Annotated in this window: 15 protein-coding genes; 2 read left to right on the top strand and 13 right to left on the bottom strand. The window is 55.9% G+C overall.

Translation table 11 applies throughout. The annotated features are described in order from the left end of the window. Positions 1 to 329: 329 nt before the first annotated feature. Complete coding sequence (locus ACA071_RS11330) at positions 330 to 893, bottom strand: hypothetical protein (protein ID WP_497644373.1); 564 nt, start codon at positions 891 to 893, stop codon at positions 330 to 332. A gap of 113 nt (positions 894 to 1,006) precedes the next feature. Between ACA071_RS11330 and ACA071_RS11325 the strand changes: the two genes are divergently transcribed. Further along, positions 1,007 to 1,345 (top strand): hypothetical protein, encoded by a 339-nt coding sequence (locus ACA071_RS11325; RefSeq protein ID WP_497644372.1) that lies wholly within the window; start codon positions 1,007 to 1,009, stop codon positions 1,343 to 1,345. A gap of 8 nt (positions 1,346 to 1,353) precedes the next feature. Here the strand turns inward: ACA071_RS11325 and ACA071_RS11320 are convergent, their stop codons facing one another. The 10 genes from ACA071_RS11320 to ACA071_RS11275 all read right to left on the bottom strand — a co-directional run bounded on the left by ACA071_RS11320 (position 1,354) and on the right by ACA071_RS11275 (position 9,849). Then, a complete protein-coding gene (locus ACA071_RS11320) occupies positions 1,354 to 1,779 on the bottom strand; it encodes a structural protein (protein ID WP_497644371.1) in 426 nt (141 codons plus the stop codon). A gap of 59 nt (positions 1,780 to 1,838) precedes the next feature. Next, positions 1,839 to 2,204 (bottom strand): phage tail protein, encoded by a 366-nt coding sequence (locus ACA071_RS11315; RefSeq protein ID WP_497644370.1) that lies wholly within the window; start codon positions 2,202 to 2,204, stop codon positions 1,839 to 1,841. Beyond that, positions 2,201 to 2,536, bottom strand: coding sequence for a hypothetical protein (locus ACA071_RS11310; protein WP_497644369.1), 336 nt, complete (start codon positions 2,534 to 2,536; stop codon positions 2,201 to 2,203). Before ACA071_RS11310 ends, ACA071_RS11315 begins: the two co-directional genes overlap by 4 nt. Then, entirely contained in the window at positions 2,536 to 3,705 is a 1,170-nt protein-coding gene (locus ACA071_RS11305; RefSeq protein ID WP_497644368.1) for a pyocin knob domain-containing protein, read from the bottom strand. The genes ACA071_RS11310 and ACA071_RS11305 overlap by 1 nt, the downstream gene beginning before the upstream one ends. A gap of 63 nt (positions 3,706 to 3,768) precedes the next feature. Next, positions 3,769 to 4,494 (bottom strand): hypothetical protein, encoded by a 726-nt coding sequence (locus tag ACA071_RS11300; RefSeq protein ID WP_497644367.1) that lies wholly within the window; start codon positions 4,492 to 4,494, stop codon positions 3,769 to 3,771. 8 nt (positions 4,495 to 4,502) lie between these two features. Then, entirely contained in the window at positions 4,503 to 4,799 is a 297-nt protein-coding gene (locus ACA071_RS11295; RefSeq protein WP_497644366.1) for a hypothetical protein, read from the bottom strand. Next, positions 4,799 to 8,413 (bottom strand): TipJ family phage tail tip protein, encoded by a 3,615-nt coding sequence (locus ACA071_RS11290; protein ID WP_497644365.1) that lies wholly within the window; start codon positions 8,411 to 8,413, stop codon positions 4,799 to 4,801. The genes ACA071_RS11295 and ACA071_RS11290 overlap by 1 nt, the downstream gene beginning before the upstream one ends. A gap of 59 nt (positions 8,414 to 8,472) precedes the next feature. Continuing rightward, positions 8,473 to 9,051 (bottom strand): tail assembly protein, encoded by a 579-nt coding sequence (locus ACA071_RS11285; protein WP_497644364.1) that lies wholly within the window; start codon positions 9,049 to 9,051, stop codon positions 8,473 to 8,475. 58 nt (positions 9,052 to 9,109) lie between these two features. Then, a complete protein-coding gene (locus tag ACA071_RS11280; protein ID WP_497644363.1) occupies positions 9,110 to 9,457 on the bottom strand; it encodes a hypothetical protein in 348 nt (115 codons plus the stop codon). 110 nt (positions 9,458 to 9,567) lie between these two features. Next, positions 9,568 to 9,849, bottom strand: coding sequence for a hypothetical protein (locus tag ACA071_RS11275; RefSeq protein ID WP_497644362.1), 282 nt, complete (start codon positions 9,847 to 9,849; stop codon positions 9,568 to 9,570). 190 nt (positions 9,850 to 10,039) lie between these two features. Here ACA071_RS11275 and ACA071_RS11270 point away from each other — a divergent pair, with 190 nt between their 5' ends. Continuing rightward, positions 10,040 to 10,264: a hypothetical protein gene (locus ACA071_RS11270; RefSeq protein ID WP_497644361.1), complete on the top strand. Its 225-nt coding sequence runs from the start codon at positions 10,040 to 10,042 to the stop codon at positions 10,262 to 10,264. Between the two features lie 134 nt (positions 10,265 to 10,398). On the opposite strand, the gene ACA071_RS11265 is transcribed toward ACA071_RS11270, so the two are convergent. Continuing rightward, the gene (locus ACA071_RS11265) at positions 10,399 to 11,169 is read right to left on the bottom strand and encodes a C40 family peptidase (RefSeq protein WP_497645290.1); all 771 of its coding nucleotides are present in this window, start codon (positions 11,167 to 11,169) and stop codon (positions 10,399 to 10,401) included. A gap of 44 nt (positions 11,170 to 11,213) precedes the next feature. After that, positions 11,214 to 11,996 (bottom strand): hypothetical protein, encoded by a 783-nt coding sequence (locus ACA071_RS11260; protein ID WP_497644360.1) that lies wholly within the window; start codon positions 11,994 to 11,996, stop codon positions 11,214 to 11,216. Positions 11,997 to 12,050: the final 54 nt, after the last annotated feature.

Raw genomic sequence — 12,050 nt, 5'->3', positions numbered from 1 at the left:
TGTATGCGTTGAAGTTGAGTTCGCCAAAGGGCTGGGAGTCGGTCGATATAAAATCCTTGATAATAGAGCGTATGGTTGAGAATCACGGCGGATTAGATGCGTCTTTTTGTATAGCTAAGAACTGCAAGCTAAACGCACTCAAAGGGCGAGCATATTGCGTCCAACATTTTTACGACACTGGTGCAAGGGCTTGAGCAATCTGATAGGGCTGACTGAAACCTGCCAATTGCTGCCTGTCGCCACCGTCGGCTTTGGGTCGATTTCTTCCTGTCACGATGGGCAGAAACCGGCCAAAAGCAGCTAGTCGACCTCCGATAATTTCCCCGAAACTAATCACAGGCGTCAGCGACGGCTTTCTCGGCACGGTTAGCTTCCCGCTTGATATCAGGGGATATTCGCTGTTTTTTGAGCTTCTGCTCGAGAAAAACTTGGCTGCCCCGGTTTTTTAACTCGGCATCGACTGCAGCGTCCTTTGACTCTAGTTCCGCAGCATGTGCATTTATGACAGTTTGAACTTCAGCTTCATTATTCGCGGCATCAAGGGCTTTGATTAGTTTGCCTGCTTCCGCCTTCTCGGCGTCAGCGTACCCATCGACAGACAGTCCAGCAGCCATCGCTCGCGTTTGAATTTCCAGGGTTTCCATATGCTGCTGTGCTGCCTTGCACACTGCGCTCTGTCGCTGGCTCTCGACAGCTTTCCATTCCATTAATGCGTGTGTCGTAACGCCGATCACCACAATGGTGATGGCGGCCCCTATCATTCGGACTCTCACATCCGCAACCTCGGCAGTCTGATGGCATGATTTCGTGATGACCGCCCGACTCCATTCGAGGCATTCAAAGCGTAGCAGGACCAAGGGCTGAAAAATCGCTTCACGTCGAAAAGCTGACACTCCAATTCGGAGCTCCTGAGCCGCACGTCTCTCATTAACTGCAGTTCGTCGCTTCACCCTCGTCCGATCATGCTCGAGTCAATTACTGTATATCTGAACAGTATCGATAAGGCATGACCGTGGATCCTCTCGACATCGAAGACACCAGCGACTGGCTTGGATGCCCGACCGAACTGGAAACCATCACCCATTACAAACAGATGCTGGAAAACGAAGTCCAGGAACTGACCCTGCAGCTGCATAAAGCCCGCGAAGATATCTTCGGGCTGGTGCAAATGCACGCCGACGCGACCAAGGAGCGGGATCAGCTTCGAGCAGAGTTGAGGCGCCTTAAAAGCGAGAACTCCGAACTATCCAGCAAGGCTTACAGCCTCCAGCGCATAGCCGACCAGCGAGATCATCTATTTAGAGAAAACCAGAGGTTACTTAAGGATCTGCGGGAGCGGCAATAGCCTTTGTATTAAACCAGCGCCCTCCGGACGCCTTCGTCCACCACCGAATCAGGGTAGGCATATCCGGCGTTTTCGTGATGGATGATGGCTTTGACAAACCCCTTCATCAGCGACGGCATGGCCAGATCAATCTCGGCGCCAGGCTTTGTACCCGTGTTCGCTTCGACGGCGCGCACGTAAGCGCCGGTGTCGTTCTCTACTGAGGGCGCCCACCGACTGATAATCGCTTTCACCGTCTTCAGTCCGTGCTTGCGCTGGTACGTCAGCAACAATTTGCCCAGGGCTCGGATGCCGTTCTCGGGCACATCGAATCTGGCAAATCGCTTCTCGATAGCAGGGTCTGGCTTGAGCTGGCCTTGCCACTGATTAGCCGGGTTGTAGTCAATGTTTCCAGGGTTGCGGTTGCGCACCCCGCGCGTCTCGTTGCTCGGCATCACTTTTCTCCAGGCAAAAAAATACCCGCTCGATGGCGGGTGCGTAGTTCTGCAGCGCTTTACATCAGATCAGCGGTACGAGCCTCAGGACTGGCCTCTATCACGGGCGCAACCGGCTCCGGCGGCCACACCGGCGCGGCAAACCAGGTTGGCTGTGCCGTAACCTTGCCCAGGGAAAATTTGTAGGTCTTCCACGCTTTCAGGTTGAGCGTCAAAGCCGCCTGCTCGGCTTCATCCTCAGCAGTGGCTTCGCCAGCATCAATGCCATAACCAAGGGTGTCGACCCGGTCCTGGACGCGGGCAATCTGAGCTACCGCCCTTTGGTTTTTGACTGCAAGGTCGGCCTTGGCCTGGGTGAGATGAGCCGCCTCGATAGCAGCATCCTTCATGCCTTGAGTAATGAGCTGGGACCAATCGATATTCATGCAGGCGCCTCGTCAAGGGTTGCGGGATCCGGATCTGGCAGAGGCTGTGGAAAAGCCACCGGGCCGTTCGGCACATTTACCAGATCCACCGGGAAGGCCTGCTCCGGGCTGTAGTTTTTCGGGTTGGGCAGTACCAGGGTCAGCGTCAATTCCCCGTGCGCCTTTTCCACATCACCCACGAACCACTCAGAAGCGATTGCAGAGCGCGGCAGAGTGTCCCCGTCACCCATGGTGGAGAAGTCGAAAGCCTCGCCATTGAGAACCAGCACCTGGCCGTTCCGGACCACTTCCAACGTGTCATCGCGGCGTTGTGGTGAGAGTTTGATGCGCATTAGAACCACCTTCCTATAGCCACGTAGTCAATAGTTATATATTTGGCAGGGCGTGAAATTTGAGACATGACCCATCCTGCCGGCCATTGCGTAAGAGAATCGATAAGGGTGCTACTAGGAAGAAACCACGCCTCTCCCGTTTCGATACCTCCAAGAATACTGATTACGGGGGCTTCGACGGCAAATACGGCGGGAAAGTTTTGTGCTGGTTCACTGGCGGTAGCGCAGAACAATGAACCAGTAGGCGAATTCAAAGTTCGGATAATGCGATATTTGAACTTACAAATCAGAGTCCCGTCTGCAAATTTAGTGTAAGACCCTTGGGCGTTAGCCCCCCGCTCTACTATCGCGCCAGTGGGCACGCCCGAGGTCTGACTAACCGTGCCGACCATTGCGCTGGCGGCGAGTTTCGCTGCCGTCCCTGTCGTGTTGCCTGTTCCGCCATCAGCTATCGCAATGGCTGAGCCGATCGCCTTGGTGACAAACTGCTTCCAGGCTCCAAACGTCCCGTTGTTTTGGGTCCTGACATAGGCGTTATCGTTCAGCAGGGCTGATGCCATCTGCTTTGAATAACCGGCGGCGGCGTGTGCTACATGGTCGAGGTAGGCGGCTTCCGGGACATTGACCCCGCCGCCGTTGAACACGTAACTGGCCGGAACGGTGAGTGTGTTGGCATCCACGGTGCTGACTTGAACGATGTTGGCCCCGCCGTTACGGCCGTAGTCTGCAACCTTCACCACTTCACCGGCCGTCACGCTGAGGCGAGTAGTTGTTTTAGGCAGCCCGAGTCCCGATTGGGCCGCTACCTGGGTGGTCCCACCGGTGCCGCCTTTTGTGACCGGAAGCGTCTCGTAATTGCCCGTAGTGCCCAAGGCGGCGAGCTGAGTCCCGTACTGATTTTTTAGGGTATTGAACGCGTCAGCCAACGCTTTCGGGTAACCCTGCACCGGCATGATGGCATAGGCCACCCCGCTGGCCGTCGCCCCTTTGTAAGCGGGAATAATTGAAATCACAGTAGCGCTAGCGACGTTGCCGATTTCGTAACTAAAACCATCCGGCCCGATAAACGCATCACCAACTCGCGAGTTCGCTGCAAAGTCAGCGCCTGTACCGGTGACTGTTGTTGATCCATTAACGACCGCGACCGTCCCACCTCTAAGCCAAGGCATGGTGTTTCCTTAAATTGAGCAATAAAAAACCCGCACTTGGCGGGCTGTTGAACTGAGTCTTCGTTACAGGGGCCTCATCGGCCGCGCTGCAAACGTGGTTCTGCCATTCTTCGCGGTGCCACCTTCCGAACTCACCAGCGCCCCGACATACCCGTTCAGCGTCGAGCGCACGCCGGCGTGGAAACCACAAGGTGTTTCAAGCGTGGTATTGCCGTTATAGATCTTTCCGCCGAGCAAGGTTGAGGCAAGAAAGTAATCCTCATAAGAACCAGTCCACGGCATTTGATAGCCGGACCAGTAAACGCCTGACTGCTCTTGGCCGCGACCGTCCAGAGACCAGCCCTCGTTAATGGGGAAGGCTGTCATCAGGAGTAAGTTGTCAGCTCCAACAAATATCTGTTCGTTGGCGGCGTTGCGTAGCCGAAGGTCGTACTGATTGGGGGCTGATGTTGAGCGGAACGTCGCAACCAGCCATTTGCCGCTGCAATCCGAGCTATTGAAAGGAGGCATCAACTGCAACCGGAAGTAGAACCCGGTCCAGTTACCCGCGCCACCAGTGTGCATCAGCGTGTGGTACATGCCTTGGTTCGTTGGGTTCAGGAATACATGCGGGGCCTCGGCTGTGGTGATCGGCACCGGGTATGTGATCACAGCCTGAGTAATCGTCGTGGGTGCGCTAGCTGGCTTTCCGATGGTGTAGCTTCCCGATGCCGCCACGTTCAACGCTCTGTTTTCGCTGTCGATCTGAAAGAAGTTCAGCCCGTTGCGTGACCTGAAGCCGTACGTCATAAGCGCTCCTATTGATAGGTCAGGATGAAAACATTAAGCAGCAATCCCTGACCTCGCCTTACCCTGAGCTGACCGGTCGACCAGAACACAGCAGGGAGAGAGGCGTTTTCATTCGATTGGGTTTGTAGCGTTACGCAGACAAATGACTGCGCGGTGATTTCCGGCATGCTGATGAAACTGGTGAAGTCGCTGGTGATGGGAGGCACGGTGACCTGCTTCGTAACAATGGACCGAACCGTCATCGTCGAAGTGTCGAGTGTTATCACGCCTGCTGCGTTTTTGGTCCTCGCTCCGTAGTAATCCATTACGTCATCTTCCCTAGAGCGGCGCGCTCGATGTAGTTCAAGTCGTAAACGTAGAGACCGTTGTTATTCAATAGCGTGTAGCCGCTATCAGATTGACCGCGAAGCGTAAACGTCCCTGCTGGAATGTTGATTTCCAGCAGCGGCAAGCCTTGTGCGTTCACTGCCGACGACCGCAGCGTCATCCCCAGAATCAAGTCTTTGATAAAGGCTTGGCTGATGATCGCAGTGTTCATGAACACCTGGCCGCCCTGCACCACGAATGGCGCGATCATCTGGCCGCTGACCTCATCCAGAATCGCGAAGCGCTGGGCAAACGCCAGAATTTGCGACTCTTGCTCCTGCCCGTCCACCCCAATAACCAGCCCCGCCATCACCGTGCGCCCGCCTACAGTCGTTGATGCCTTGATGGAGGTCATCGCCGACACCTTTCCGTTCAAGCCAGAAACGGCGGTCGTGGCAGTTTCAGCCTTGGCCGTTGCACCGTTTGCTGTCGCCGTGACCGTTTCAAGTCGTTGCGCCGTGGCTTCCTTGTCCGTGGCCACCGCCGATTCAAGGGTGGTGAGGTTGGCAGCGTTCTGACCGACAGCCGCATCAATGACAGTCAGACGCGTTGCCGACGCCAGATTTACTTCGGCCTGCACTTTGTCATTGGTGACGATGCTCGCGGTGTTGTTCCAGGCGGCCAAGGCATCATTCAAAGCACCTGTGCCGTCGTCGTCCCGTGACGCCGCTTGCAGTGCCTGGACCGACGACGCTTGCGCAGTCACCTTGCCGTCGATGGTTTGAATCTGCGTCGTGTGCTGCTGGATCTGCAAGGCCATCGCATTGGTGGTTTCGGCAATCGTGCCCATGTCGTACCAGAATTCAGCATTCGGCGGCGTAGTTCCCGCCGGTACCGCTTTCAGCGCCGAGAACAAGCGCCCATCCAAACGCACCACCTCTCCCTTTACGTAAGGCTTGAGCGGGTCGTACACCATGGCGTCGGTTATCTCGCCGATCAGGTCCTCCAGTTGCTGCTTGGCTACCTCGATCCGCTCGTTCACCGACCCCAAGCCATCGCCAGATATCTTGCCGATCTCTTCGAACAACTGCTGGCCCAGGGCGGAAGCCTGGATCTTGCCGAGGAAGTACTGCTCATATTCGGCTTGGTCGATACTCGGCTGGCCATTGACGCCGTTGACCGCTGGATACCATGGCCCGATATTCCCCGTGCGATCCACTAGGCGTGCCCAAAAAAACAGGCTGGTGCCTGGCACGAGGTTCTGCATTTCGTGGTTCGCCTGCGGATAGGCGAAATCGGCCAGCTTGACGGCGGTGGTCAAGTCGTTGACCTTGTTGTTCCACATCTCAGTGCGCTGCGTGTCCTCCGCACCAGGAGGAAAACCCCATTCCAGGCCAATCCCGTAAACCTTGCTGGTGGCGCGCAGGAACGACACCGCCGGCGGCAAACCTTCCTTCCCCTTGAGGTTGGTCAGGATCGAGTTGCGCCAGATCGACGAGATGTCGAAAGCGCTCACGGCACGGACGCGAGCCAGATATGCACCGGCGTAGATCCCAACCACGTCGACGCTGGTGGTGCCGACGCGCTGCAGCTTGATCCAGTTGCCGCTGTCCTTACGCCACTCCACGTCATAAGCGACCGCGCCGTTCACCGCTGGCCAGGTGATGGTCATGGTGGCGACGGCGATGCCCTGGGACACAACCGAGTTCGACGACACGGTCACGCTGGCCGGGGCCGGAACGACAGTGATCGGGATTACGCTGATTGGACGCTCTTCCAGGCGGGCGCCGGTGTCGATGTGCGCAAACTTGCTCGGGTCGTACTGAACGGCCGATATCTCAAATACGCCCGGCTCCGGGCGCGACACGCTGGTCACGCGGTACAGCGGCACAGCCAGGTCGTCAGCATCCAGCGCCCAAACGAGCTCAGGCTCTGGCGCAGCCGAATATGCAACCGTGACGGTCACCACGCGGCCCGATACCGATTGAACGGTGCGGCCTTCGCACTTGCCATTCGACAGGTTCAGGATCAGCCGGTCGCCGGTCTTTGCCTGGGTGTCTCGGTCGAGGGTGATAGCACGGCCATTCACCGCAGCAATGCGACCACCAATTGGCCGGCCCGCCAGCAGTTCGTCAGCGATAGGAATGACGTAGCCCGGCAGCGGAAAACGGCCGTCAAGGCCGACCTGAAAGGTGACGAGCCGGTCCTTGGAGTTGGTGAGGAGCGCCCACTTGCCGCGGCGCTGAGCCTCAGACTCTCGCGTGCAGCCGATCGCACTGATCTCCAGCGGATTGTCGCCGTAGCGCCGCTGGAGTTTCGCGTCGGTCACGGCGGTGACGTCGGTGTCGTAGTTGTTCGCCGGGTTGTCATAGCTGATCAAGGCTCGGCTGTAACGTGTGCGTTCCGATGCGCTCGAATAGGTGAAAGCCTGCCTGCCATCTGTGATGACGTTCGCCCGGACATAAGCGAAATCGAAGTCGGTTGCGCGAGGCATGTCGGAGAGAGTGAAAACCTGACCCTGCGCCCAGTAGGTCATGCCTCGGTAAATCGCCGAGATGTCGCGCAGCAGTGACCATGCGTCGGCCTTAGCTTGCAGGTTCAAATTGCAAATGAAGCGCGGCTCTTGGCCGCCCTTGGCGTCCGGAACCAACTGATCACAGTATTGTGCGATCCGATAGAGCTCCCATTTATCGACCTGCCAAGGCTTGATACGGCGACCGAGCCCAAAGCGATCATTGACGGTGATGCCGTATGTAATCCAGGCAGGGTTATCAGTCCATGCCTGCTTGAACGTGCCGTCCCAGATGCCTGTGTAAGATCGGCTGTCCGGGTCGTAGTTGCTCGGTACTTGCCACTTGCGGGCACGACAATCGACCGTCACCGCAGGGATATTGCGGAACTGCTCGGCCGAAAACTCGATGTAGAGCAGTGCGGTGTTCGGGTACCGCAACTTCGCGTCGATCACCTCGGTGAAGCCGGCGATCTGCATGGTGTCGGCAATTTTGTTGTTGTTCTGGTTGGCCGTGATTCGGGTGACTCGCATCAGCCAGCCACTGGTCGCTACAGGCAGGTCGATGCGACGAGTGCGCTCGTAGGTGCTGGTGGTCTTGCCGTCCACGGCCTCACTGAGCACCTGCTGATATGCGCCGCCGTCCGTGGACAGTTCGACCTTGTACTCAATTCGATAGCCGTTCACGTTACCGCTGGCATCGACCGACTGGAGAGCCGGCCAGGCAAAGCGCAGCCGAACTGCCGACAGCTCCGTGTTGCTGATAGCTCGAACCCAGGACGTGCCGCTGCGCAGCTCAATGCCCAAGGTAGTTTCGTTCGCTACCGACGGGATGCCCTGGATATAGCCTTGCTCGACCGAGCCGCTACGGAATTCCCACTTTACGTTCGGGAAGTTCATATTGCCCTGGGGATCTTGCAGCGGCGTATTGTCGAGGTAAATGTCCTGAGCGGTCGGATTGCCCGCGAACTCCCCTTCGCCGATAGCAATCAGGATCTTGGCCATCGCCACCGAGCGCAGACTGTCGGGCGCCTCGGTTGGGCTTTTCGGCTTGTCCGATCCGCCCTTGGCGCCGTAAATATCAAGCTGCTGTGCTGCGCCCATGCGTTTCTCCAGGCAATAAAAAACCGCCTTTTGGGCGGCTGTGGTGTTAGTCGGTTTGGCTACATTTGGTCTTCTGCATAAATCTCGGCGCTGATAATCGCGCCACCCCACCGGCGCTTACCGATGCAGAGCGGTGTTGGATTACCGGATGCCGTGGTGTTTTTGGCGCTGCCGAATGCGTAGCCGGGAGTGTTCTCTGGCGCGGCGCTGGTCTTGAGGCCGGCAGCCTGAGGGCTGAGCATCTGGATGACGCCGCCGGCGACGAGCCCTATACCTACGGGCAGAAGAACCTGAAAGCCTGGAATGAAGGAGGCTGCAATTAGCACGGCGCCTACGATCGTTTGAAGAATCCCCGCTCGCTTGCTACCAGTGATAACCGGGACTATTTTGATTTCCCCCTCGCCGTGATATCCGATCTCCCCCTCCCCGATATTTCTTTTCCCACGGAATACAGCGAACTCTAGCCCGCGCTCTTTCGCCGAACTGATGAACCTTTCAAGCCCGGGAATTTGCACGCAAAGAGCCTTTATCGCCTCCGTTGGTGTTCGAACGGAAAGCCGGTACTCCTTGCCAAACTCGCGCAAGAGCCCGCACAGCCGAACCGTTGTCATTGGGGAATACTCGATTGCTACACCCATAATGCTTTTCTCCAGGCAATAAAAAACCGCCCGTAGGCGGCTGCAAATAATTCTGTGCTTACAGGCAGCTATTGAAGGAACTCTTCACGCCGCTGCGCCCCATCTGTTGCCAGGCCATGCGCTGGTAGAGCTTCGCGGTGCTTCCTGTTGTTGTGCGCTGGATGTCCAAGACATCATCTGTCTGTCCGTTCATCTCAGAGCCAGCAACCAATCGATAGCCGACCAATGTTTCACTCATTACAGAACTGGCTCGATAATCCTGCCAGTGCGGGTAAACGCAGAGAGCATAAGACTTCGGATCTTTTTTGGTGGTAGCCACTGCTTCAGGCTCCCCTTTCAAAAGATCGGAAGGTGTAGAGCACCCCGCCAATACCAATAAAGCCAACGCCCCTACGAATAATTTCATGCAGGTCACTCCTGTGGAAAGCGCCAGTACAGCCAACGGGCGCCCCCCCCAACAAATTTCAGATGTGAAAGACTCGGCGATAAGCCAGGTTCAAAAATCGTCTAACAATATCAACGACCTTCAGTTGACTTTGTAATGACCATTTTTTGGTCCGGATTGCTACAACTGATGAGGATGCTCCCATCAACTGTGTAAATTTTGGTGATCGTCAGTATGGAAGTGTTGACCACATGGACAATGTCACTGGCAGGAACATCGAGCTGAGCGATCGTATTCGCTTGCACAGACTGACACTTCTCAAAACTCATATTGACCGACGTAGATTCAGCTTGAGCAAAAACCTGGCTTGAGCTTAAAAACATAAGTGCGGCAATGGATAGGCGCTTGACCATGATTGTCACTTCCGTTGTGGTTTTGATAGCAATCTACCATCAAAAACCTCCTGTACGAATCCCCAGTAACGCCCCGCCACCCTCCGTAGTAGCCTCCTGCCTCCACGCAACGGATTTCCCAGTCCTTTGCCTGCAAGCCCAAGGACTGGGATTGCGCCAATTTCGGCGCGGATATGACCTAGGATGTCAAATGAGCGAAAACAAATTTGCAGCAGCAGCCGGGCACCTTGCGAACACGTCAGCATTACTCGCCCTGATTCTGAGCCTAAAGAAATCTGGCAATATTGACTCTGGTGCGTTTAAGGCAGCTCTTAAAATATTCACCGATGTCGACAGGGAAAATGGCACGCTCAATCAGGAGCACTACGACAAGATGATTGGCAATTTTCTCGCCGCTGCTGAAGGACGGTTTTAATTGAGCGCGCCTGTCTGGCGGCGGCCTCATCAGGCGCTTCTTGATAGGCGTCAATTCCGTCTCGCCCACTTTGTTTTTCGTTCAAGCCTGTATCAGTTAGCGATTTCATAAATCCCTTCCTCGGCTCAGCCGCATCAAATGGTGGGTTGTGCATCTTTGTGCCTGAGGATCAGGCGTGTTCGGTCAAGCCACGGCCCGCCGAAGACGATGATCTCGCTCGGGCGCCCGTACAGGTGGTGCAGCAAGAACGGCCCAGGGCCGAAGGTGTTTGATTCTTCGCCGGGCAGTGCTGGTTGAGCACCGAGGTAGATCCCTGCATGGTTCGGGTGAGCCGTGCGGCCGACCGTCATGACGATCATGTCGCCGCGCTGTGGCTGATCGACTTTGTAGAAGCCAGCGGCCTCGTAGTTCGCCTCGTACAGACTGGTGTTGTCGGTGCTTTCCCACCAGCCATTGGCGCGCTCGTAGTTGGGCAACTCAATCCTCATCGATCGCATGTAGAAATCGCGTACCACCGCAAAACAATCTTGCATCCCATGGACAAAGGGGCGCCCAAGCAACGGAACATCAGGAGTCGGATGCAGCAACCGCAGGTCACCCTCCGGATAAGAGTAGATATACCAAGGCAGCCCAGTTGCGTTGCACGACACTACATCTAAAGTTGACGGCCTTGCGGTCGCCCCTTCTCCGGGATGGCTGTGGACCACTGCTTCAATTTTCCCTTCGTCTTCTGCCGCCGCATAATCTTCTGGGTTCAGACGAAAATTTTCGGTTGGGTCATCCGCGATATTTCTGCATCGGATATATCGGCGCTTTCTCCCAATTGAAATAATTAGCCCGCAAGATTCTTTGGGCTCCTCATCTTTGGCATGCGATCGAATCTCGCTTAATAGGTGCTTTTGCATTTTTTCGCCCAAAGAAAAGGGCGCCATCTGGCGCCCTGTTGTGGTTACTTGCTCAGCTTTCTGGCTGGCCTTGTCAAAATGTCTTGATCTGTCCAGCCAAGGTTTATTCTGGAGATAATCGTCTGTCTGCTGATACCGGTGATTTCCGCCCACTCTGGCACCCTACGGGTCTCGCCATTGAGGCTGAGCTCTATACGCTTTTCACCAGGCTTACTCGCTCCCTTAGGCAGAGACACTGCGTCCTTTTGTTCCCACCCAGCGTCAAGCCTGCGAAGGATCATTTGGCGAGGGATGCCAGAGAGCTCAGCCCAATCCACAAGGCATTTGGTTTCGCCATCGATCGTGATCATCCGGTTAGAGCTTTTATTTCGATCTTGCTCTTGCTGGGTGGCCCAGCGGCAGTTGCTGGGAGAATAATCCCCAAGCACATCTATCCTGTCGATGGTGCAGCCGTCCGGCCTGTCTCCCATATCATCAGCAAATAAAGGGAAATCATTCCACCGCTCACAAATCTTTATGCCCAGAGCGCCATACCATTGGTAGCTAATAGACTTGGGATTGTTGCAGCGGGTTCGCATGGAAAGCCATGTCGTATAAAGCGGGTGTTTTTTCATCCCGTGAGTGGTTTGCCTTTCGACTTTCGAGTCACGACTTAGACAGCCACAGGACTTGGTTGTCCCTGAGCGCAGGCTGTCAGTAATCACCTCAAGCTCCTTGCCGCAATCGCAGAGGCAGGCCCAAGCAGTCTTTTTGGGGCGCGGTTCACCTGCAGCTGTTACGACAAGACGACCGTATCGCTCACCAATCAAATTTAGCTTCTTGCCCACCTTCACATCCCTAAAGTATGAAACCTAACCTGAGGAGCACAGCAGGCCAGTTAG

The sequence above is a fragment of the Pseudomonas sp. LBUM1646 genome (assembly GCF_059716165.1).
The sequence above is the reverse complement of the archived record's forward strand: the minus strand, read 5'-3'. Positions and strand labels throughout refer to the sequence as shown.

Excerpts from the sequence above, each read along its gene's own strand:
- ACA071_RS11305 (WP_497644368.1), bottom strand. The coding sequence starts at position 3,705 with ATGCCTTGGCTTAGAGGTGGGACGGTCGCGGTCGTTAATGGATCAACA.
- ACA071_RS11265 (WP_497645290.1), bottom strand. The coding sequence starts at position 11,169 with ATGCAAAAGCACCTATTAAGCGAGATTCGATCGCATGCCAAAGATGAG.
- ACA071_RS11290 (WP_497644365.1), bottom strand. The coding sequence starts at position 8,413 with ATGGGCGCAGCACAGCAGCTTGATATTTACGGCGCCAAGGGCGGATCG.
- ACA071_RS11275 (WP_497644362.1), bottom strand. The coding sequence starts at position 9,849 with ATGGTCAAGCGCCTATCCATTGCCGCACTTATGTTTTTAAGCTCAAGC.
- ACA071_RS11285 (WP_497644364.1), bottom strand. The coding sequence starts at position 9,051 with ATGGGTGTAGCAATCGAGTATTCCCCAATGACAACGGTTCGGCTGTGC.
- ACA071_RS11320 (WP_497644371.1), bottom strand. The coding sequence starts at position 1,779 with ATGCCGAGCAACGAGACGCGCGGGGTGCGCAACCGCAACCCTGGAAAC.
- ACA071_RS11310 (WP_497644369.1), bottom strand. The coding sequence starts at position 2,536 with ATGCGCATCAAACTCTCACCACAACGCCGCGATGACACGTTGGAAGTG.
- ACA071_RS11325 (WP_497644372.1), top strand. The coding sequence starts at position 1,007 with ATGACCGTGGATCCTCTCGACATCGAAGACACCAGCGACTGGCTTGGA.
- ACA071_RS11270 (WP_497644361.1), top strand. The coding sequence starts at position 10,040 with ATGAGCGAAAACAAATTTGCAGCAGCAGCCGGGCACCTTGCGAACACG.
- ACA071_RS11295 (WP_497644366.1), bottom strand. The coding sequence starts at position 4,799 with ATGGATTACTACGGAGCGAGGACCAAAAACGCAGCAGGCGTGATAACA.
- ACA071_RS11280 (WP_497644363.1), bottom strand. The coding sequence starts at position 9,457 with ATGAAATTATTCGTAGGGGCGTTGGCTTTATTGGTATTGGCGGGGTGC.
- ACA071_RS11315 (WP_497644370.1), bottom strand. The coding sequence starts at position 2,204 with ATGAATATCGATTGGTCCCAGCTCATTACTCAAGGCATGAAGGATGCT.
- ACA071_RS11300 (WP_497644367.1), bottom strand. The coding sequence starts at position 4,494 with ATGACGTACGGCTTCAGGTCACGCAACGGGCTGAACTTCTTTCAGATC.